Raw genomic sequence first — 17,627 nt, forward strand, 5'->3', positions numbered from 1 at the left:
TCGAGGAAGGTCGCCCGGGTGTCCCGAGCATCGTTCATTCTCCGTCGCGCCGGTCGCGGTCTGCTCACGATCTGGTTCGCCGTGACCGTGACGTTCCTGCTGCTGCGTCTGCTTCCCGGTGACCCGGCGCTGGCGCTGGCGAGTCCGAACATGACGGACGACATCCGGGCGACCATCCTCGAGCAGTACGGTCTGGACCAGCCCCTGATCGTGCAGTACGGGCTCTACATGTGGCAGCTGCTGCAGGGGAACCTCGGCATCTCTTTCACACAGTCGATCCCGGTCACGGACGTCCTGCTGCAGCGGTTGCCGTGGACGCTCCTGCTGACCATCACGGCGCTGGTGCTCACGATCCTCATCGGAGTACCGCTGGGTGTGGCCGCGGCTTCCCACAAGGGACGGTTCGTTGATAGGGCGGTGCAGGTGCTCGGAGTCACCGGGCAGTCGCTGTTCGTGCCGAGCGTCGCGATCCTGCTGCTGTTCGTGTTCGGTCTGAATCTGGGGTGGTTCCCGATCGGTGGGGCCTACACCAACAACACCTACGGCTTCGAGTGGTATCTGAGCGTCGCGCAGCACCTCGTCCTGCCGGCGGTGTCGCTCATGCTGATCCAGGTGGGCTCCTACGTCCTGACGATGCGATCGACGTTGATCGAGACGCTCGGCGAGGACTACATCCTCCTCGCCAAGGCGAACGGCATCCGCGGCAGCCGCATCCTCTGGAAGCATGCGTTGCGCAACGCCCTGCTCCCGACCACCACCCTGATCGGACTGCAGCTCGGCTTCCTGGTCGGCGGCGCCGTGCTCACGGAGACGGTGTTCGCCTACCCCGGCATCGGCCGTGGCATCTACGAAGCAGTCACCCAGCTCGACTTCCCCGTCCTGCAGGGTGCGTTCCTCATGCTCGCCGTCACGGTGGTCGTGGCGAACACCATCACCGACATCATCTACGGCTACCTGGACCCGAGAGTGAAGACCTCATGACCGCTCCGATGCCCTCCGCAGAGGCCCTGACCCCGAGTGAGCCGACCGCTGCAGGTAGCGAGCGGGCGAGCGCCCACACCTGGCGTGCGTTCCGCCGTGACCCGCTCGGCTTGATCTCCCTCGGACTGCTGATCCTGCTCGTGATCGTGGCTCTCGCCGCGCCTCTGATCGCTCCGTATCCGGCCAGCTACGGACCCGACGTACTGCGTCCGCCGAGCGGTGACCACTGGTTCGGCACCGATGCTCTCGGGCGGGACGTGTTCTCCGAGGTGATCTGGGGCACGCAGCAGAGTGTGCTGGTGGCCGTGGCGGCCTCGCTGATCGCGATCGTCTTCGGCACGATCATCGCGGTCCTCGGAGCGTACTTCCGCAAGCTCGACAGCTTCATCAGCGTGATCGTCGACATGACGCTCTCGCTCCCCGTGCTGCCGCTCATGATCCTGATCGCCGCGTTGGTGGGGCCGAGCACATCCACCATCATCTTCGTGGTCGCCGCGTTCTCCTGGCCGGAGGTCACCCGCCTCGTGCGTTCTCAAGCGCTCACGGTGGTCGGTCTGCCCTACGTCGACGCGTCGCGGCTGATGACCACGTCTCCGGTGTGGATCATCACCAAGCACGTGCTGCCCGCTGTGACCCCGGTGGTCGTCGTCTCCGTGGTGGTGACGGCCTCACGGGCTGTGCTCTCGGCCGCGGGACTGGCCTTCCTCGGCCTCGGCGACCCGACGACCTGGTCCTGGGGGCGCATCCTCTACGAGGCGCAGCAGGCCGGTGCGATGGTCAGCGCCTGGTGGCTGACGCTCTTCCCCTCGATCGCGATCCTCATCCTGGTGCTCTCCGCGACACTGCTCTCGATCGCCTACAACGACGCGCGCAACCCGCGCCACCTCGCCCGATAGGAGTCCGTGATGACCGAGTTCGACCAGCGTCTCGCGCCCGAGTTCTTCGACCGGGTACAGACCAGGGTGCGCGAGCGGATGGCCGAAGCGGGTTTCGATGCCTTCCTCACCGATCACCCCGAGGACATCGCGTACCTCACCGGTTTCTTCCACCACCCGTCCGAGCGTCCGGTGGCGATCTGGCTCGAGGCGGGAGGCCGCGTGGTCATGCTGCTGCCCGAACTGGAACGCGAGTACGCCGAATCGCAGTCTTCCCGTGCGGAACTGGTCGCGTTCTTCGAGTATCCCGGCGTCGTCGCGCCCTTCGAAGTGCTCGCCCGTGCGGTCTCACCTCGCGGGCGGGTCGGGTTCGCGGCGTCGATGCCGTCCGCCCGCCTGTCTGCGGCGAGGGAGGCGATGCCCGATGCCGATCTCGTCGCCTCGGGGCTGCTCACCCGCGCCCGCTACGTGAAGTTCCCCGAGGAGGTGGAGCTGCACCGTGAAGCGGCCCGTGTCACCGACCGGATGCTCGACGCCGGCGTGCAGCTGGTGCAGGCGGCGGTCGCGGCCGGGGGAGATCTTCCGACCGAGGCCGAGCTCGAGCGACACGTCACCGCGACCGGCACCGGCATCATGTACGCCGAGCACCGCAATGTCGTCGTCGCGTCACTGCTGGCCGGGGGACTGGTCTATTCAGGGCCCAATTCCGCCTTCCCGCACGGGCTCCCCTCGGTGAACCGTCTCAAGGCCGGCGACACCTTCATGCTCTCCCTGGGCTGCGCGGTCGGCGGTCGGTTCATCGAGGGGGAGCGCACCTTCGTGCTGGGCGAACCCACTGCGCAGCAGCGGCGGTACCACGACGCGATCCACGCGGCACAGCTGCGCGGTCGCGAGACCATCCGTGCGGGGCTCGAGTGCCGTGAGGCCAACCGCCTGTGCCTCGATGTGATCCGCGACGCCGGACTCGGAGAGTACATCCGGCACCGGCAGGGGCACGGCATCGGTCTCGGCATGCACGAGGCGCCATGGCTGGAAGACGGAGACGCCACGCAGCTCGAGGCGGGAATGGTCGTCTCGAATGAACCCGGTATCTATGTGCCGGGCCACGCCGGCTACCGGATCAGCGACAGCATGCTCGTGACCGCCACCGGCGCCGAACCCCTGACCACCTTCCCGCGCAGCCTCGACGAGTGCACGATCGCGCTCTGACCCACGGAATCCGAGAGAAGCAGAGAACATGACATCCACCCCGCCGGTATCCCCGGAGTTCGCCGCAGCCACCAGTGACCACGAATGGGTCGAGATCAACGGGAACCACCTGGCCGTCGAGGTCCTCGGTCCCGAGGGCGCTCCGGTCATCATCACCCATCACGGAGCCCCCGGCCTCGGGTCCCGCGCCGAACCGCGAGCCAGTTTCGGTCGACTCGCCGACGAATACCGCGTCGTGGTGTTCGATGCGCGCGGCAGCGGAGCGAGCGAGGGCCTCGGCACCTACAGCCACGAGCAGTGGGCGGCGGACATCGACGGTCTGCGGGAGTGGATCGGTGCGGAGAGGATCGTGATCGCCGGTGGTTCGTACGGCGGTTTCATGGCCATGGAGTACGCACTGCGATACCCGGAGCACGTACAGGCGATCGTGCTGCGCGACACCTCTCCGGACAACTCCAACGCTCACCTGGCGCGTGAGAACGCCCTCGCCTCGGACCGTGTCACGATCGACATGGAGAAGTTCGACCGCATCGACGTCGGACAGGTCCACGACGACGAGGACCTGAAGGACTGCTGGCGCGAGATCCTGCCCCTGTACGACTTCGTGTACGACCCGGAAGCGACCGAGCGCAAGGTGCAGGCGACGCCGTACCGCTATCGCGCACACAACTACGCCTTCTCGGTGAACCTCCCGAACTACGACCTCAAACCGCGCCTGCCCGAGATCGGTGTGCCGACACTCATCACCGTGGGCCGGACGGACTGGATCACGCCAGTATCGTGTAGCCAGACGATCGCCGATCTCATCCCGGACTCCGAGATGGTGGTGTTCGAGAAGTCGGGGCACTCCCCGCAGATCGAGGAGGCAGAGGCGTGGACGAAGACCGTGCGCACGTTCCTGCACCGGGTGTACCCGCCGACCCGATGAGCAGCGTCGATCTCACGAGGGAAGTGAGCGACCTCGACCGACGGATCGTCGTCGCGCTGCAGCAGGACGGCCGAGCGAGTTGGACGTCGATCGCCGAGTTCGCCGGAGCCGCCGTCTCCACGGTCACCCGACGCGGACAGCAGCTGCTCGCCGAGGGGCTGGTGCGGGTCGGGATCGTTCCGACGCTGGGCAGTGAAGGCCATGTAGAGACCTTCTTCGTCCGGATCAACTGCACGCCCGGTTCCCAGCTGAGCGTCGCGCAGGCTCTGATCGGTTCGCCCTACGTGCGGTTCGTGACGCTGGTCACCGGCAAGTTCGACGTGTTCGCCGAGGTCGTCATCCCGGGGGATTCCGCCACCTACGCGCACGTCCTCACGGACCTGCAGGCGATACCGGGTGTCGAGCGTTGGCGCAGCGACCTGGTCGTGCACACCTACAAGGTGAGCTTCGACTGGGGGAGGCAGCTCTACGACGCGCACGCCGAAGCCGCGAGCGATCCGCAGTCGTACATGCCCGCGCCGAACACCTGCGATCCCACGCACTTCGATGACGCGGACCGCGCGATCGTCGAGGAGCTTCGACACAACGGTCGTGCCTCCTTCCAGTCGATCGGCGACAAGCTGGACATGAACGAGAGCAGCGTCCGTCGCCGGTACGAACGCATGCGCAACGGCGGGTGCTTGACGACCGTGACCATGGTTCCGGCGTCCGCACTCGGCATGAGCGCCGAGACACTTCTCATCCTTCGGGTGGAACCCTCTCGGATCGCCTCGGTGGCACGCACCCTCGCCCAGCACGTCTCGGTGCGCTTCCTGGCCGCAGCGCTCGAGGAGAACTCCCTCTACTGCGAGATCATCCTGCCGAGCACCGAGACGCTCCACGACTTCCTCACCGGGACCATCGCGCACCTCAAGGGAGTCAGAGGATGGAACGCAGCCATGGAACTGGTGTTCATGAAGCGAGGATTCATCGAGACACCCTGGTGGCGCGCGCAGGTCGCCTCGGCCGAGGCCGCCGACAACGCCTCCTGACCCCGCGGCGGCATCCTTCGCGAGCAGTGTCAAGGGGCTTTGCGCGAGCCGAACCGTGGCGCACTCTTTGAGGAAGAGAGAGTCCTGGAGGGCCCGCACATGTCTGAACTTCCGGATCCACGTTTCATACTGAATCGCATCACGGCGTCGGAGTGGGTGATCAACGACCTCCGTTACTCGCCGAACGATCCGCGCCATGTGGTGGCGTGCGTGTACGAACTGGCCGAGACCGAGGTCGAGGTCACGTGGCTTCGCGACCTTCCCCTCGCGTCCCGATACGGTACGGCCTTCGAAGTGCTGGAGGACGTCGAGAGGATGCGCGGGTCGAGCAGGGCCACGCGTCCGATCTCGATCTCGCACGTGCCGCCGCTGCTCGCGACCTAGCAGGCCGCACGTCGACAGCAGAAGCGCACCCCTCCGTACACGGAGGGGTGCGCTTCTTCATGCCACGCGGCGGCAGGACGAGCTCAGAGCGTCGTCGATCGGCTCACCGCAGCTGGAGATCCGTGATGCAGGTGCGGTCGTCGGGAGAGGTCGTCGACAGTGGCACGGAGCCGATCAGCCCCTGGCTCTCGACGGTCAGCGTCGCCTCGAGGCCGCGGGGCACCCATACGCCGACGAAGCCGTTGTCCTGGGTTCGTCGGGTCTCGTCGACGACAATGCTCCCGTCGTCGGTCGTCAGGGTGACACGGACCTCCGTGTCGGCGAGCTCGCCCACGCACGTCGTGAGGCTGTGGAAGTGGCACTCGTGGGTCTGATCGCGGAACGGCGCGATCGAGACGTAGACAGCGTCGTCGGGCAGGGGAAGTCTGCCCTCTCTGCCCCTGGCGTCTCGAAGCACGAGCGTGTCGGGCTGCACCGAGGCGAGGAGGTCATCAGGACGATCCACGAGGGCCGTCGCCTCGAGCCGCGCGATCACCTCGCGGACGTCGAGCGCCGCCAGATCGTGTACGGCGAGCAGCTCTTGTGCCACTGCCTCCGAGCCGGCGTCCGTCGATGGCGTGGAGGCCGATTGCGAGGGTGAGGTCTGCGAGGGCGTCGTCTGCACGCCGGCCGAGCATCCGGTCAGGGCGATACCTGTGGCAGCGAGGGCGGCGAGCGTGACGGACAGCCGACGCCGCTGGAGCGTGCGGACGACGGCGGGCATGGTGGGGAGGTTCATGGCGTGGTTCCTTCGTGCGGAAAAGGGCCGGTGTCGCGCTGCGCGGCGCCGACACCGGCCCGGGGATGGGTCAGAGAGAGGAGAGGAGGTCCTTCATCTCCTGGATCTCCTCCGTCTGCGCGTCGATGATCGTCTGGGCGAGCTCGACCGCTTCCTGGTCGCTTCCTTCGTCGACCTGGGTCTGCGCCATCTCGACGGCCCCCTCATGGTGCGCGATCATCTGCTCGAGGAACAGTCGGGAGGCCTCGGCGCCGTCGGCCTCGCGGAGCGCCGCGAGGTCGTCGTCGCTCATCATCCCGTTCCCGTGATCCATCGCACCCGCGTCGCGATCGTCGGGGCCGACGCCCCACTCGTCGAGCCAGCCTTCGAGCTGTTCGATCTCCGGTCCCTGAGCGGTCTTGATCCGCTGGGCGAGAGCGGTGACGGCCGGGTCGACCCCGGGAGTCGCGAGCACGATGTCGCTCATCTCGATGGCCTGCTGGTGGTGGACGATCATCATCGAGGTGAACATGATGTCCGCCTCGTCGACGCCGGCGGGTGCCGACGACGAGCCGTGGTCCATCCCCGGCATCGAGCCGTCAGTGTCGCCGGTCGCGCAGCCGGACAGCAGCAGGACCGTGGACAGGGCGAGTGCGGTCGTGACCGCAGCGCGAATCTTCTTCATGGTGTTCTCCAATACGCATAGTCGTCGCGCGCACGCCGATGACGGCGCGCGCAAGGTGAGTGGTGTGGAGCCGGGCACGAGGGGTGCGGGCTCGACGGCCGCTCAGGTGCGACTGATGCAGAGAACGTGAAGCGAAGGGGCTTGGGGGAGCGCGCGGGAGGTGAGGGCCCCGGTCGGAGAGGACCGGAAGACGGTGGTTGCCCAGGCCCGGAGCGCACCGGGAGCGATGACCAGCGCGAGTGCGAGCAGCAGAGCGAGTACGCACATCATCGCCATGCCGGCGTGGTCGTCACTGCCGCAACCTGCACAGGACATGTCGCCGGCGTTCGTCGAGTTCCCGGAAGGGTGAGCCTGCGCCGCGCCGTGCGGAGCCGCCGCATGGTGAGCGGGCGTCGTGGCGGTGTCGCTCACCGGCATCGCGACTGCTGCCGGTGCCTCGGCGGATGGCGTCCCGTGCAGATTCAGGGTGTGCATCCCCAGGAGTCCGAGGATGATCGCGGCTACGAGGAGAACGGCGGACAGCACACCGCGGAAGACGCTCGATGAGCCTCTTCCTGACCACGTCGCCACCACCGGTGCCATGAGGCAAGTCTAGGCGGAGCGGTGGGAGTCGACGGGGTCCAGGGCGGATGCCTCCGAATGCTCAGTCGTCGTGGGTGTCGTCGTCGTCCGCTGCTGCGGCGATACGGTCGGCCTCGGCGCTGTCGACGAGTGCATCGTCGACGTCGGCATCGAGGACACGCTCGCCGTCGACATCTCGCGTCGGTACACCGGCGGCGTCATCGTCATCGGGGCGGATCGGAGGCACGGGAGGAATGATGGGGTTCGACATGGTCGCGTCCTTTCGTGGAGATGCCTTCACGGTAGGGCGCGCGTCGACGATGCTGCATCGGGTTGACGGTCGGGAAGGGGCGCGCTAGGCGCCTCAGCGCTCTGCATCGACCGAGCGGTCGGGGCGGGGTGATAGACCGACTGGCGCTCGACAGCGGCCGCAGCGAAATCGCCGTCGCCGTTGACGACCTGTCCGCGACGCAGAACGATCCGAGCGGCGCGCCCCTCGGCCCTTGAGAACGGCGCCAGGCAGATCGGGGTCGGCGTCCCGGTACACGTCCCGTGAGACGAAGAAAGCCCCCGGAGAACCGGGGGCTTTTTCTGTGGACCTGAGGGGACTCGAACCCCTGACCCCCTGCATGCCATGCAGGTGCGCTACCAGCTGCGCCACAGGCCCAGACGCTGTTCCGAACCAGCCGGAGCAACTTGAAAAGAGTACTACACGAATCGACGGGAGCACCAATCGGTGGGGGCATCCCGGGCGCGTCACGACGGATGAGGGCGCGGATGAGAAGGCGCGGAGGAACAAGCACGCGGCGTCGCGTGTTGGATCCGGCGTGAGCATCCTCGACAGTCTGGTGATCGGCGCAGGACAGGCCGGTCTCTCGGCATCGTTCCACCTGTCCCGGCTGGGTATCTCGCACGTGGTCCTCGATGCGGACGAGCGCCCGGGTGGCGCATGGCAGCATCGGTGGGACGCGTTGACGATGCGAGACGTGCACGGCGTTGCAGAGCTGCCGGGAGACACGCCTCCTGCCCGCGACGGTGCTCGCGCCAATGAGGCTGTGCCGGCGTACTTCGCGTCGTACGAGCGGAGGCACGCACTTCCCGTGCTGCGCCCCGTCCATGTGGATCGGGTGGAGGACCGCGACGGTCTCCTGGCCGTGCGAGCCGCGGAGGGGGAGTGGACGACCCGCACCATCGTGAATGCGACCGGTACCTGGTCCCATCCGTTCCTCCCGCATTTCCCCGGCATGGAGACGTTCGTCGGAGAACAGCTGCACACCGTCGACTATCCGGGACCGGAGCACTTCATCGGCAAGCGGGTGCTGGTCGTGGGCGGTGGCGCCTCAGCCGTGCAGTTCCTCGGCGCGCTGGCCCCGATCACCGAGACGCTGTGGGTCACACGCCGTGAGCCGGTCTGGCGCGACGACGACTTCACCCCGGAGGCGGGAGCCGCAGCGGTTGCGCTCGTCGAGCAGCGCGTCGCCGCAGGGCTTCCTCCGCAGAGCGTGGTCAGCGTCACGGGACTCATGCTCCGCGCGCAGGAGCGGGAAGCGGAGCGTCTGGGCGCCTACGCGGACCGGCGTCCGCTGTTCGAGCGCATCGAACCCGACGGTGTGCGCTGGTCCGACGGCAGCTTCGAGCGGGTCGACGTGATCCTGTGGGCGACCGGCTTCCGACCCGCGATCGGTCATCTGGCACCATTGCATCTGCGCAGCGCTGCCGGAGGCATCCAGCTCGACCGGAACGGACGCGGAACGACCGCCGTCCGCGATCCTCGCGTGCAGCTGGTCGGCTACGGGCCGTCTGCGAGCACGATCGGCGCGAATCGGGCCGGTCGCTCCGCGGCGAAGGGTGTGCAGCGCGCGCTGAAGTCCGCAGAATCGCGCGTCACCAGCGGTTGAGCACCTCTTCAGCGAACCCCTCGATGCCGTCCACGCGCACCCGTGTCGCGGTGTCGTCGAGCACCCAGCCCGACCAGACGCCGAACAACTGGTCCGTGGAGCTGGCGATCACCACGGCATTGGTGCGAGAGCGCTTGTCGTAGAACGGTGTGAAGGTGAGATCGGCCTTCACTCCGTGCACGTGCCACGGGCGCATGAAGTGTCCGGGGTCGTAGTCCCACACGAGTTCCTCGCTGATCTTCGACAGTCGCCCGTCGACGAGCAGCGCATTCTCGGTCGCCCCGGAACCGTCGGTCCACTTCGCGCCGAGTTGCAGTCCGATCACGCGTCCGTCGACGACCCCGCTCGCGGCTGCCCAGTTCCACTGCACCCGGTACGGCCAGCGTCCGCGACCGTGATCGAGCACCGCCCAGCTTCCCGTGGGTACGTCGTGCGCGATGCCGTCCACCGTCACCGTGCCGCTGGCCGGACGGGCGACGTCTTTCACCGTGTACTGGAACCGGGGAATGTCGTCGCCCCGACGCCACGGCACGACGACCCCCAGCGCCTCATGCCCGGCGGGACGACCGGCGAGCAGGTCGAACGAGACGCGAGGTGCACTCCCGCGCAGGCGGGTGCCGTCGAAGCTCTCATCGACGTCTATCGTGATCCGACGGGTGCGCGCCCTCGCGGGCCCATCGCCGATCGACGCAGGCAGCGTCGCACTTCGGCTCCCGGGTGAGATCACCGTGGCGCCGATGTCATGCCCGGTCGCGCGATCGAGCACCCACACCTCGTGGAGCGACATGTAGTCGACGCACGACACCGTGAACGCGATGATGTGGGACGGTGTCATCACGTTCCAGTACTCCCACCGCTTGTTGCGGCCCCAATGTCCGCGCCCGGGGATGCCGGAGGTGTCGTGGACAGGGGTGCGTGACCAGCCCACCGCATCCCGGTTCAGTTCCCCGTCCGGGGTGATGAGAGACACAGGCGCGGTGATCTCGCGCTCGATCAGCGGTGTGGGCATCTTCGTCCTGCTGTCCGGAGGACACCTCGGGGCGGTGTCGTTGCCCCGAGTGTAGAGGACGGTGTTCCGCACGAGGAACACCCTCCGGGCGGGGAGGGGATCGGACTCTGGATACGCTGAGAGCATGCTCCGCATCGTGTTCCTCGTCGTCTGGCTGCTGCTCTCCGCCTGGCTCGTCGTGTGGGTCGGCGAGGGCCTGTTCGGAGTCGATCAACGACACTCGATCCTTCCCTTCGCCGGAGAGGACTCCCTGGGCGCCCCGATCCTCATCGGCGTCGCCTGGGGGCTGCTGCTGACCTTCGGCGGCATGCTGTCCGGCCTCGGGCGTCGCAAGACGGTGCGCGGAGAGACGCAGATCGGTGTCGGCACGATCGTCGAGGTCAGCCGGACCGGTCTGACCGTCAACGATGTGCCGCAGTACGACCTGTTCATCCGCGTGACCCCGAACAGCGGGGAAGAGTTCGTCGCCCAGATGCGGATGCTGGTCGACGCCTCAGACATGTCCGCCCTGCAGGTCGGACTTCCCGTGCCGGTGCGATACAGCCTCACCGACCAGGACACCGTGGTGCTCGCAGACCTCACCGATCCCGCGGTGCGTGACGCCATGCTCCAGTGGAGGATCGAACGGGGGCTGATCGACCCGTCACAGGTGCGCGCACGCACCAGCGGGACCGCGGTGACGGCCTCCGTGCTCGAGGTCCGTCCGACGGGGCGACGTCGCGAAGGGCAGAGCGAGCTCGCGCTCCGTGTGCTGATGGCACCGGAAGGCGTGGCGACCTGGGAGGCGGACACCACCGTGTTCGTGTATCCGCAGGCCATCCCGCATCTGCAGGTCGGCGCTCCGGTCTGGGCGTACTACCGGCGGGAGGACCCGCATACGGTCGCGGTGACGATCGAGAAGGAGGCGGGACGATGAACCCGATGGACACCCTCATCTGGCTCGTGAACTTCCCGGCGTCGCACGGATACGCGATGGTGTTCATCGCCGGTTTCTCCATCCTCGGCCTGTTCGCGCTCTCCGCCGGCGGAACCACGCCGGGTGGTGAGTTGCGGGCGATCCGCCAGAGGGAAGGGCTACTGCGCCCCGATCAGCGTCCGCGCGGGCGGGCCGGGGCTGCGATCGTACGCATCGGGGCGCGGATCCTGGCTTTCCTCATGCTCGCCTGCCTGGTGATCGGCATCCTCAGCCTCATCGGAGTCCCGGTGACCCGCGCGTACATCTACGACAACGGACGGCCGACGGCGGCGACCCTCGACGGCGACTGGGTGACGTTCACGACAGCCGAGGGCGTCGAGTACACGCTGGAGAGCAATTTCTTCACCCCGGCCGTGTACCCGGACCGCGACGCCTACATCCCCGGTGGCCAGCTGATCGTGGTGCGCTACCTCCCCGACCATCCGCAGGCATTCGTCATCGACAGCGACCAGACCCCGCGCTGAGGTCGGAGAGGGCGCGTAGGGTGAAGGTATGTCGCGAATCATCGTCTTCGGCGGCCACGGCCGCATCGCCCTGCTGCTCGCGCCGCTCCTCGCCGCACGGGGAGACGAGGTCACGGGGGTGATCCGGAACCCGGAGCATTCCTCCGAGGTCGAAGCCGGTGGGGCGAGAGCCCTGGTCGCCGACGTCGAGAGCATGGACGTCGACGCGCTCGCCGAGATCATCCGCGGGCACGATGCCGTCGTCTGGTCGGCCGGCGCGGGTGGGGGGTCACCCGAGCGCACCTATGCCGTCGACCGTGACGCTGCGCAGCGCTCCATGGACGCGGCGGAGCGCGCAGGTGTCCGGCGGTACGTGATGGTGTCGTGGCTCGGCTCCACCGCCGACCACGGTGTCCCGCGGGACGACTCGTTCTTCCCCTACGCCGATGCCAAGTGGGCTGCCGATGAGCACCTGCGCGGTACCGGCCTCGAAGGCACGATCCTCGCTCCGGGGACTCTCACGTTCGACGATCCGACCGGACGCATCCAGATCGATCCCGAGGGGCGGGGAGCCGTTTCCCGTGCCGACGTCGCAGCTGTGATCGCGGCATCCCTGCAGGAACCGTGCACGGTCGGCCGGACGATCCGCTTCGGCAACGGCGACGCCGACTCGGCAGACCCCATCGCCGATGCGCTGTCCTGCTGACGCCTCTGCATCACCGCGACGAGCATGACGTCTCGGGTCAGCAGGTACGGGGTGGGTGCCCTGGCGCTCGCCGCGATGGCGGGGCTGTGCGCAGCGACGCCGGCCACAGCCTCCTCCACCTTCACAGACACGCCAATACGCGCGGCGGCGGCCGAGACTTCGTCTGGCGTCTCCTCCGAGGAGTTCGTGGAACGCGCTGAAGAGCGGGTGGCGGAGATGTCGGTCGCGGAGCAGGCATCGACGGTGGTCATGGGGCACGTCGCGGGAACCGATCCGGCGGCCCTGCATGCCTACATGGCATCGGGGCTGGGCGGATTCATCCTCATGGGCGCCAACATCCCCGCGACGGAAGCGGAGCTGCAGGTTCTCACGGCCGCGCTCACCGTCGATCCCGCCCTTCCGCCGCTCATCGCCGTGGACCAGGAAGGCGGCTTCGTGTCCCGACTGCACGGCGACGGCTTCCCCGCTTCGACCTCGCTGAAGGGGCTCCCGGTCGCGGAGACGTCGGCGGCGTTCTCCGCACGGGGCGCCCTGGTGGCACGCGCCGGGATCACGGTGAACTTCGGCACGGTGGCGGACTACACGTCCGATCCCGCTTCGTTCATCCACGGCCGGGCACTCGGAATCGACTCCGCGTCCGCCGCCGAGCGCGTCGCGGCGGCGACCACCGCACAGGAGCAGTTCGTCGCCTCGACGCTGAAGCACTTCCCCGGCCACGGCGCCGCGCCCGGCGACTCGCACCGGGCGATCCCGAGTTCCACGATGGGTCGGGAGGAATGGCGTGCCACGGAAGCCGTGCCTTTCGAGGCGGGCATCGACGCCGGGGCCTCCCTGCTCATGTACGGTCACCTCGCCTACACCGAGATCGACCCGCTTCCCGCGTCGCTCTCGCCGGTCTGGCACGACATCGCCAGAGAAGAGCTCGGCTTCACGGGGGTGGCGGTGACAGATGACCTGGGGATGCTGCTGTCGTCGGGAGACCCCGCCTATGCTGATCCGGTCGCGAACGGCGTGGCGGCGATCGCCGCAGGGAACGACCTGGTGCTGATGATCGCAGGTTCCGACGCGCAGACTGCCGGGGCGATGGCGGCAGGCATCGGGGCGGCGGTCGATGCGGGCGCGCTTCCGGCCGAGAGGCTCGAAGAAGCAGCGACGCGGGTGGTGACGCTGCGCATGCAGATGGCTGCCGCGACGGCTCGATGGGCGACCTGCGACGACTGCGAGCCCGTCGGCTGACGCTCAGGCCGCCTCGCGGGCTCCCTCGCCGAGCCAGGCATCCAGCAGGGCCGACCGGAGTGCCGCACCACGGTCTGCGAATCCTCGCTGCCGGCGGACGTACTCGGCCTTGCCCTCCGGTGTCTCGATGGGCACGGGCACGATGCCCCAGGGCGAGAGGTCGTAGGGCGCGGCCTCCATGTCGAGGAGGCGGATGTCTCGGGCCAGCTCGAACGAATCGAGGAGCAGCTCACCCGGGATGAGGGGTCCCAGCTTGGTGGCCCACTTGTACAGATCCATGCCGGCGTGCAGGCAGCCCGGTTGCTCGAACAGCGGCTGCTCGTCCCTGCTCAACGAGGTGCGGTTGCGGGGCACGGCCTCGGGAGTGAAGAAGCGGAAGGCGTCGAAGTGGGTGCAGCGAAGGTCGTGGTTCTCGACCACAGCGTCGGTTCCATCCCGCCCGAGGCGCAACGGAACCGAGTGACGGGTCTCGTCCGCGCGGTACACCATGGCCCACTCGTGCAGTCCGAAGCACCCGAACTGTCCGGGACGCGACGCCGTGCGGCGGAGCATCCTCTCGATGAGCGATGCCAGCTCTGCCTTCTCCGTGCCGAAAGCCGCCGCATCGGGAACTGCGCTGTCCGCGCTGCTGCCTGTCGTGTACCACCGCCACTCGAGTCGCTCGACGGCCTCCGCGAGCTCGACACCGGCGCCGGGGTGCCAGCGACGCAGCTGAGCCGGTTTGTACGAGTAGTAGGTGAAGAGGAAGTCCCACACCGGGTGCTTCTCGGCCCTGGTCGCCCTGTCACGGTGCGCGGCGGTGAGCTCGTCGGCACGTTCACGGTGCTTCTCTTCGCGGAGGAGCCACTCCTGGCGGGCGATGGGCATGTCAGTGCAGGATGCCGGCTTCGCCCAGCAGGTCGCGGAGGCCCGCGCCGTCCTCGGCGCTGACCCAGGGGGCGGTGTCCTCGGAGTGCGGCTCGTGTCCGGCGCGCCCACCGGCGAGCACGGCCTCGGCAGGAAGCAGGCGACGGATGGCGACACCGGCGACAGAGTCGGGGTACTCGTCCATGAACTGACTGTAGATGGCCTCGTCGTGCTGCCCGTCGTCGCCGATCAGGAGCCACTTCACGTGCGGGAACTCGGTCGCCAGTCTCCGCAGGTTGGTCAGCTTGTGTTCGCGGCCGCTGCGGAACCAGCGTTCATGCGTCGGTCCCCAGTCGGTCAGGAGCATGGAGCCGGCGGGGAAGAGATGGCGACCGAGGAAGCGCCACAGCGTGGGGGCGACGTTCCAGGCGCCGGTGGAGAGATACACCATGGGGGCGCCGGGGTGCTGTCGCAGCAACTGGTCGAGGAGCACGGCCATCCCGGGTACGGGGAGGCGGGCGTGCTCGTCGAGTACGAAGGAGTTCCAGAACGCGATGAACGGACGAGGCAGCGCCGTCACCATCACGGTGTCGTCGACATCGGAGACCACACCGAACGTGGTCTCCTCGGCGACGATGAACGCTCTCGCCTCCACGGGGGCTTGCCCCTCGACGGAGAAGGTGAAGGTCTGCCAGCCGGGTTCGAGGTCGACGCGGATCATGGCATCCACCACGCCACCGCGGTCGGCCGCCACCTGATGGGTGGTGTCACCGAAATGCACGCTGACGGATGCGAAGCCCACGGGGATGCCGACGAAGCTGCGCCACCCGCGTACACTCGCCGGCTCGCCGTGACGTGTGCGGCGCTGCGGGGGCACGATCAGCACACGTCCGACCACGCGCACCCACCCGGGGCCGCCGTAGCCGGGGAAGGGCAGGATCGTCGCGACACGACCACGACGGCGCGCACGACCTTCACGCCAGACATGGAGGCGGTGTTCGAGTCGGGCGAACCAGTGGATCCGGGGGGCTGGGGGAGCCGATGCCATTGACTCAGTCTTTCACGTCGGCGTCGGCCTCCGCTTCGGGCCCCTCCAGATGACGGGCCTCGAGGCGCTGCAGCAGCTTCTTTCCGAGGAACGCCAGGAGCAGGAACAGTGCGATGACGCCGACGAAGATGTAGCCCGCGAAGTGCACGCGATCGACGAGCTCGCGGAAGCTGCCGGCCGCGAGCGATGTGACGCTCACGTATGCGGTTGCCCAGAGCGCGCAGGCGGGAGCCGTCCACGCCAGGAACCTGCGGTACGGGTACTCGCTCATGCCGACGGTCAGGGGGACGAGCGAGTGCAGCACGGGGAGGAACCGGGAGAGGAAGATCGCGATGCCCCCTCGGCGCTCGAGGTAGTTCTCGGCGCGCACCCAGTTGTGCTCGCCGATCTTGCGCCCCAACCAGGACACGCGGATTCGTGGTCCGAGCCAGCGGCCCAGCCAGAAGCCGATGCTCTCGCCGATGAGGGCGCCGATCACGACGGCGACGCCCATCGCGATGCCCTCCAGGGGAGTGGCGACACCCATCGAGGCGATGATCACGATCGTGTCACCGGGGACGATGAGACCGATCAGGATGCTCGTCTCCAGCATCACGGCGAGCCCGGCGATGAGCGTGCGTGCGACCGGGTCGATCGACTGCACGGTGTCGAGGAGCCAGATCAGGAGGTCGTCCACCCCACGAGAATACGGGAGCCGCCCGGTCCTAGGCTGGCAAGGTGCCTGTACTGCTGAGCGCCAGACCCCTTCCCGAGTGGACGGAGCCGTCGTCGGTGTTCCCGATGCTCGAAACGGGGAACGCCGATGTCTTCTGGCTCGACGCGGGCGCGGATGCGACGACGGGATGGAGCTTCATCGGCACAGGGGAGCGTTCGACGCTTCCGCGCGACGTCCGCCTCGACGTCGCAGCCCCGACGCCGGGGCAGCCGCCGTTCACCGGGGGCTGGGTGGGCTGGCTCGACTACGAGAGCGGCGCCGCGGCTGCGGGGGCACCCGTGTCCCCTACGGGCGACGAGACAGATGGGGCATGGCTGAGCGCCGAGCGACTCATCGCCTTCGACCATTCGCACCGACGGGTCTGGGCGCTCAGCGCTGAGAGCGAACTGGAGAGCTGGGAAGCGGCGGTCACCGCGTACACGAGGGAGAGCCAGAACCAGGATCGGTTCCGCACGGCGACCGGGCCCCTGACGCGCGTCGCCGAAGCACGGCACGACCCGCGCGAGTACATCGCACTCATCGAACGCTGCCGAGAGCTCATCCGCGAGGGCATCGCCTACCAGCTGTGCTTGACCACCCGCTTCACTGTGTCCGGCACGCATGATGCCGTCGAGGTCTACGACCGCCTCCGCACCTCGACCCCCGCGCACCACGGGGGCTTCGTGCGGATCGGCGGACGCACCCTCTTGAGTGCGAGCCCGGAGCAGTTCCTCCACGCAGCGGGCGGCATCATCCGCACCAGACCCATCAAGGGCACCAGACCCCGAGGCGCCGAGCCCGTCGCAGACGCCGCGCTCGCCGCAGAACTGGCCACAGATCCCAAGGAACGTGCCGAGAACGTGATGATCGTCGACCTGATGCGCAATGACCTCTCACAGGTGTGCGCGGCGGGGAGCATCCGTGTCGAGGGACTCTGGGTGGTGGAGAGCTATCCCGCCGTGCATCAGCTGGTGAGCACCGTCAGCGGCGTCGCGGTCGAGGGGACGACAGTCGGGGATCTGCTCGGTGCGGCCTTCCCCGCGGGGAGCATGACCGGAGCCCCGAAGCTCTCCGCGATGACTCGCCTCCACGAGCTGGAGGGCGGGCCACGCGGCGTGTACGCCGGGTGCTTCGGATACGTCGGCGTCGACGGCGCCCTCGACCTGGCGATGGTGATCCGCAGCATCCTGATCGATGAGGAGCAGGCCGTCGTCGGTGCCGGCGGAGGAATCACCTGGGGGTCCGTCGCCACATCCGAGGTGGCCGAGGTCGCGACCAAGGCTCGGGCGCCGCTCGCCGCACTCGGCGCCGGAATGCCTGCCCTCTGGCGTTCCGATATCCTGAACTGATCCCGCTTTTT

General features: G+C 68.2%; 20 protein-coding genes and 1 tRNA gene. 12 read left to right on the forward strand and 9 right to left on the reverse strand.

Features of this window, described 5'->3' with window-relative positions; translation table 11 throughout:
* The first annotated feature begins 18 nt into the window (after window positions 1-18).
* The 6 genes from ABRP18_RS07395 (at window position 19) to ABRP18_RS07420 (ending at window position 5,408) form a co-directional block, all read left to right on the forward strand.
* Window positions 19-981, forward strand: coding sequence for an ABC transporter permease (locus tag ABRP18_RS07395; RefSeq protein ID WP_046749232.1), 963 nt, complete (start codon window positions 19-21; stop codon window positions 979-981).
* Window positions 978-1,877 (forward strand): ABC transporter permease, encoded by a 900-nt coding sequence (locus ABRP18_RS07400; protein WP_349884427.1) that lies wholly within the window; start codon window positions 978-980, stop codon window positions 1,875-1,877. The genes ABRP18_RS07395 and ABRP18_RS07400 overlap by 4 nt, the downstream gene beginning before the upstream one ends.
* 9 nt (window positions 1,878-1,886) lie before the next feature.
* The gene (locus ABRP18_RS07405) at window positions 1,887-3,065 is read left to right on the forward strand and encodes a Xaa-Pro peptidase family protein (protein WP_046749231.1); all 1,179 of its coding nucleotides are present in this window, start codon (window positions 1,887-1,889) and stop codon (window positions 3,063-3,065) included.
* 28 nt (window positions 3,066-3,093) lie between these two features.
* Entirely contained in the window at window positions 3,094-3,993 is a 900-nt protein-coding gene (locus ABRP18_RS07410) for an alpha/beta fold hydrolase (protein WP_061015862.1), read from the forward strand.
* The gene (locus tag ABRP18_RS07415) at window positions 3,990-5,024 is read left to right on the forward strand and encodes an Lrp/AsnC family transcriptional regulator (RefSeq protein ID WP_058631419.1); all 1,035 of its coding nucleotides are present in this window, start codon (window positions 3,990-3,992) and stop codon (window positions 5,022-5,024) included. The genes ABRP18_RS07410 and ABRP18_RS07415 overlap by 4 nt, the downstream gene beginning before the upstream one ends.
* 99 nt (window positions 5,025-5,123) lie before the next feature.
* Window positions 5,124-5,408 (forward strand): hypothetical protein, encoded by a 285-nt coding sequence (locus ABRP18_RS07420; protein WP_046749229.1) that lies wholly within the window; start codon window positions 5,124-5,126, stop codon window positions 5,406-5,408.
* A 103-nt stretch (window positions 5,409-5,511) separates the two neighbouring features.
* On the opposite strand, the gene ABRP18_RS07425 is transcribed toward ABRP18_RS07420, so the two are convergent.
* From ABRP18_RS07425 to ABRP18_RS07445, 5 genes are all read right to left on the reverse strand, one after another.
* Window positions 5,512-6,186 (reverse strand): CueP family metal-binding protein, encoded by a 675-nt coding sequence (locus tag ABRP18_RS07425; protein ID WP_227750952.1) that lies wholly within the window; start codon window positions 6,184-6,186, stop codon window positions 5,512-5,514.
* A gap of 70 nt (window positions 6,187-6,256) precedes the next feature.
* Window positions 6,257-6,850, reverse strand: a complete 594-nt coding sequence (locus ABRP18_RS07430; protein ID WP_349884428.1) for a DUF305 domain-containing protein — start codon at window positions 6,848-6,850, stop codon at window positions 6,257-6,259.
* Window positions 6,851-6,952: 102 nt separating this feature from the next.
* On the reverse strand, window positions 6,953-7,432 hold the full coding sequence (locus ABRP18_RS07435; RefSeq protein ID WP_349884429.1) for a DUF6153 family protein: 480 nt from the start codon (window positions 7,430-7,432) through the stop codon (window positions 6,953-6,955).
* Window positions 7,433-7,493: 61 nt separating this feature from the next.
* Entirely contained in the window at window positions 7,494-7,682 is a 189-nt protein-coding gene (locus ABRP18_RS07440) for a hypothetical protein (protein ID WP_193761909.1), read from the reverse strand.
* A 323-nt stretch (window positions 7,683-8,005) separates the two neighbouring features.
* Window positions 8,006-8,078 (reverse strand) — tRNA-Ala (locus ABRP18_RS07445).
* Between the two features lie 160 nt (window positions 8,079-8,238).
* Between ABRP18_RS07445 and ABRP18_RS07450 the strand changes: the two genes are divergently transcribed.
* On the forward strand, window positions 8,239-9,309 hold the full coding sequence (locus ABRP18_RS07450) for an NAD(P)-binding domain-containing protein (protein ID WP_349884430.1): 1,071 nt from the start codon (window positions 8,239-8,241) through the stop codon (window positions 9,307-9,309).
* Here the strand turns inward: ABRP18_RS07450 and ABRP18_RS07455 are convergent.
* Window positions 9,296-10,318, reverse strand: coding sequence for a DUF2804 domain-containing protein (locus ABRP18_RS07455; protein WP_349884431.1), 1,023 nt, complete (start codon window positions 10,316-10,318; stop codon window positions 9,296-9,298). The genes ABRP18_RS07450 and ABRP18_RS07455 overlap by 14 nt on opposite strands.
* 124 nt (window positions 10,319-10,442) lie before the next feature.
* On the opposite strand from ABRP18_RS07455, the gene ABRP18_RS07460 reads away from it, so the two are divergent.
* The 4 genes from ABRP18_RS07460 to ABRP18_RS07475 are packed head-to-tail and all read left to right on the forward strand — an operon-like array spanning window position 10,443 to window position 13,679.
* A complete protein-coding gene (locus ABRP18_RS07460; RefSeq protein WP_349884432.1) occupies window positions 10,443-11,234 on the forward strand; it encodes a hypothetical protein in 792 nt (263 codons plus the stop codon).
* On the forward strand, window positions 11,231-11,758 hold the full coding sequence (locus ABRP18_RS07465; RefSeq protein WP_349884433.1) for a hypothetical protein: 528 nt from the start codon (window positions 11,231-11,233) through the stop codon (window positions 11,756-11,758). Before ABRP18_RS07460 ends, ABRP18_RS07465 begins: the two co-directional genes overlap by 4 nt.
* 28 nt (window positions 11,759-11,786) lie before the next feature.
* Window positions 11,787-12,443: an SDR family oxidoreductase gene (locus tag ABRP18_RS07470; protein ID WP_046749219.1), complete on the forward strand. Its 657-nt coding sequence runs from the start codon at window positions 11,787-11,789 to the stop codon at window positions 12,441-12,443.
* Between the two features lie 24 nt (window positions 12,444-12,467).
* The gene (locus ABRP18_RS07475; RefSeq protein WP_349884434.1) at window positions 12,468-13,679 is read left to right on the forward strand and encodes a glycoside hydrolase family 3 N-terminal domain-containing protein; all 1,212 of its coding nucleotides are present in this window, start codon (window positions 12,468-12,470) and stop codon (window positions 13,677-13,679) included.
* 3 nt (window positions 13,680-13,682) lie between these two features.
* Here ABRP18_RS07475 and ABRP18_RS07480 read toward each other — a convergent pair whose 3' ends face one another.
* The 3 genes from ABRP18_RS07480 to ABRP18_RS07490 are packed head-to-tail and all read right to left on the reverse strand — an operon-like array spanning window position 13,683 to window position 16,249.
* Window positions 13,683-14,546, reverse strand: coding sequence for a 3-methyladenine DNA glycosylase (locus tag ABRP18_RS07480; RefSeq protein ID WP_193761904.1), 864 nt, complete (start codon window positions 14,544-14,546; stop codon window positions 13,683-13,685).
* A 1-nt stretch (window position 14,547) separates the two neighbouring features.
* Window positions 14,548-15,573 (reverse strand): App1 family protein, encoded by a 1,026-nt coding sequence (locus tag ABRP18_RS07485; protein WP_061015441.1) that lies wholly within the window; start codon window positions 15,571-15,573, stop codon window positions 14,548-14,550.
* 4 nt (window positions 15,574-15,577) lie between these two features.
* Window positions 15,578-16,249 carry a DedA family protein gene (locus ABRP18_RS07490; protein WP_046749215.1) on the reverse strand — a complete coding sequence of 224 codons (672 nt, stop codon included), beginning with the start codon at window positions 16,247-16,249 and terminating at the stop codon, window positions 15,578-15,580.
* 41 nt (window positions 16,250-16,290) lie between these two features.
* On the opposite strand from ABRP18_RS07490, the gene ABRP18_RS07495 reads away from it, so the two are divergent.
* On the forward strand, window positions 16,291-17,616 hold the full coding sequence (locus tag ABRP18_RS07495; protein WP_349884435.1) for an anthranilate synthase component I family protein: 1,326 nt from the start codon (window positions 16,291-16,293) through the stop codon (window positions 17,614-17,616).
* The last annotated feature ends 11 nt before the right edge of the window (window positions 17,617-17,627 follow it).

The organism is Microbacterium sp. WHRI 7836, assembly GCF_040223885.2.
GTDB lineage: Bacteria > Actinomycetota > Actinomycetes > Actinomycetales > Microbacteriaceae > Microbacterium > Microbacterium oxydans.

Coding starts and splice junctions, on each gene's coding strand:
- ABRP18_RS07400 (WP_349884427.1), top strand. CDS start 978: ATGACCGCTCCGATGCCCTCCGCAGAGGCCCTGACCCCGAGTGAGCCG.
- ABRP18_RS07405 (WP_046749231.1), top strand. CDS start 1,887: ATGACCGAGTTCGACCAGCGTCTCGCGCCCGAGTTCTTCGACCGGGTA.
- ABRP18_RS07410 (WP_061015862.1), top strand. CDS start 3,094: ATGACATCCACCCCGCCGGTATCCCCGGAGTTCGCCGCAGCCACCAGT.
- ABRP18_RS07415 (WP_058631419.1), top strand. CDS start 3,990: ATGAGCAGCGTCGATCTCACGAGGGAAGTGAGCGACCTCGACCGACGG.
- ABRP18_RS07420 (WP_046749229.1), top strand. CDS start 5,124: ATGTCTGAACTTCCGGATCCACGTTTCATACTGAATCGCATCACGGCG.
- ABRP18_RS07425 (WP_227750952.1), bottom strand. CDS start 6,186: ATGAACCTCCCCACCATGCCCGCCGTCGTCCGCACGCTCCAGCGGCGT.
- ABRP18_RS07430 (WP_349884428.1), bottom strand. CDS start 6,850: ATGAAGAAGATTCGCGCTGCGGTCACGACCGCACTCGCCCTGTCCACG.
- ABRP18_RS07435 (WP_349884429.1), bottom strand. CDS start 7,432: ATGGCACCGGTGGTGGCGACGTGGTCAGGAAGAGGCTCATCGAGCGTC.
- ABRP18_RS07440 (WP_193761909.1), bottom strand. CDS start 7,682: ATGTCGAACCCCATCATTCCTCCCGTGCCTCCGATCCGCCCCGATGAC.
- ABRP18_RS07455 (WP_349884431.1), bottom strand. CDS start 10,318: ATGCCCACACCGCTGATCGAGCGCGAGATCACCGCGCCTGTGTCTCTC.
- ABRP18_RS07460 (WP_349884432.1), top strand. CDS start 10,443: ATGCTCCGCATCGTGTTCCTCGTCGTCTGGCTGCTGCTCTCCGCCTGG.
- ABRP18_RS07465 (WP_349884433.1), top strand. CDS start 11,231: ATGAACCCGATGGACACCCTCATCTGGCTCGTGAACTTCCCGGCGTCG.
- ABRP18_RS07470 (WP_046749219.1), top strand. CDS start 11,787: ATGTCGCGAATCATCGTCTTCGGCGGCCACGGCCGCATCGCCCTGCTG.
- ABRP18_RS07475 (WP_349884434.1), top strand. CDS start 12,468: ATGACGTCTCGGGTCAGCAGGTACGGGGTGGGTGCCCTGGCGCTCGCC.
- ABRP18_RS07480 (WP_193761904.1), bottom strand. CDS start 14,546: ATGCCCATCGCCCGCCAGGAGTGGCTCCTCCGCGAAGAGAAGCACCGT.
- ABRP18_RS07485 (WP_061015441.1), bottom strand. CDS start 15,573: ATGGCATCGGCTCCCCCAGCCCCCCGGATCCACTGGTTCGCCCGACTC.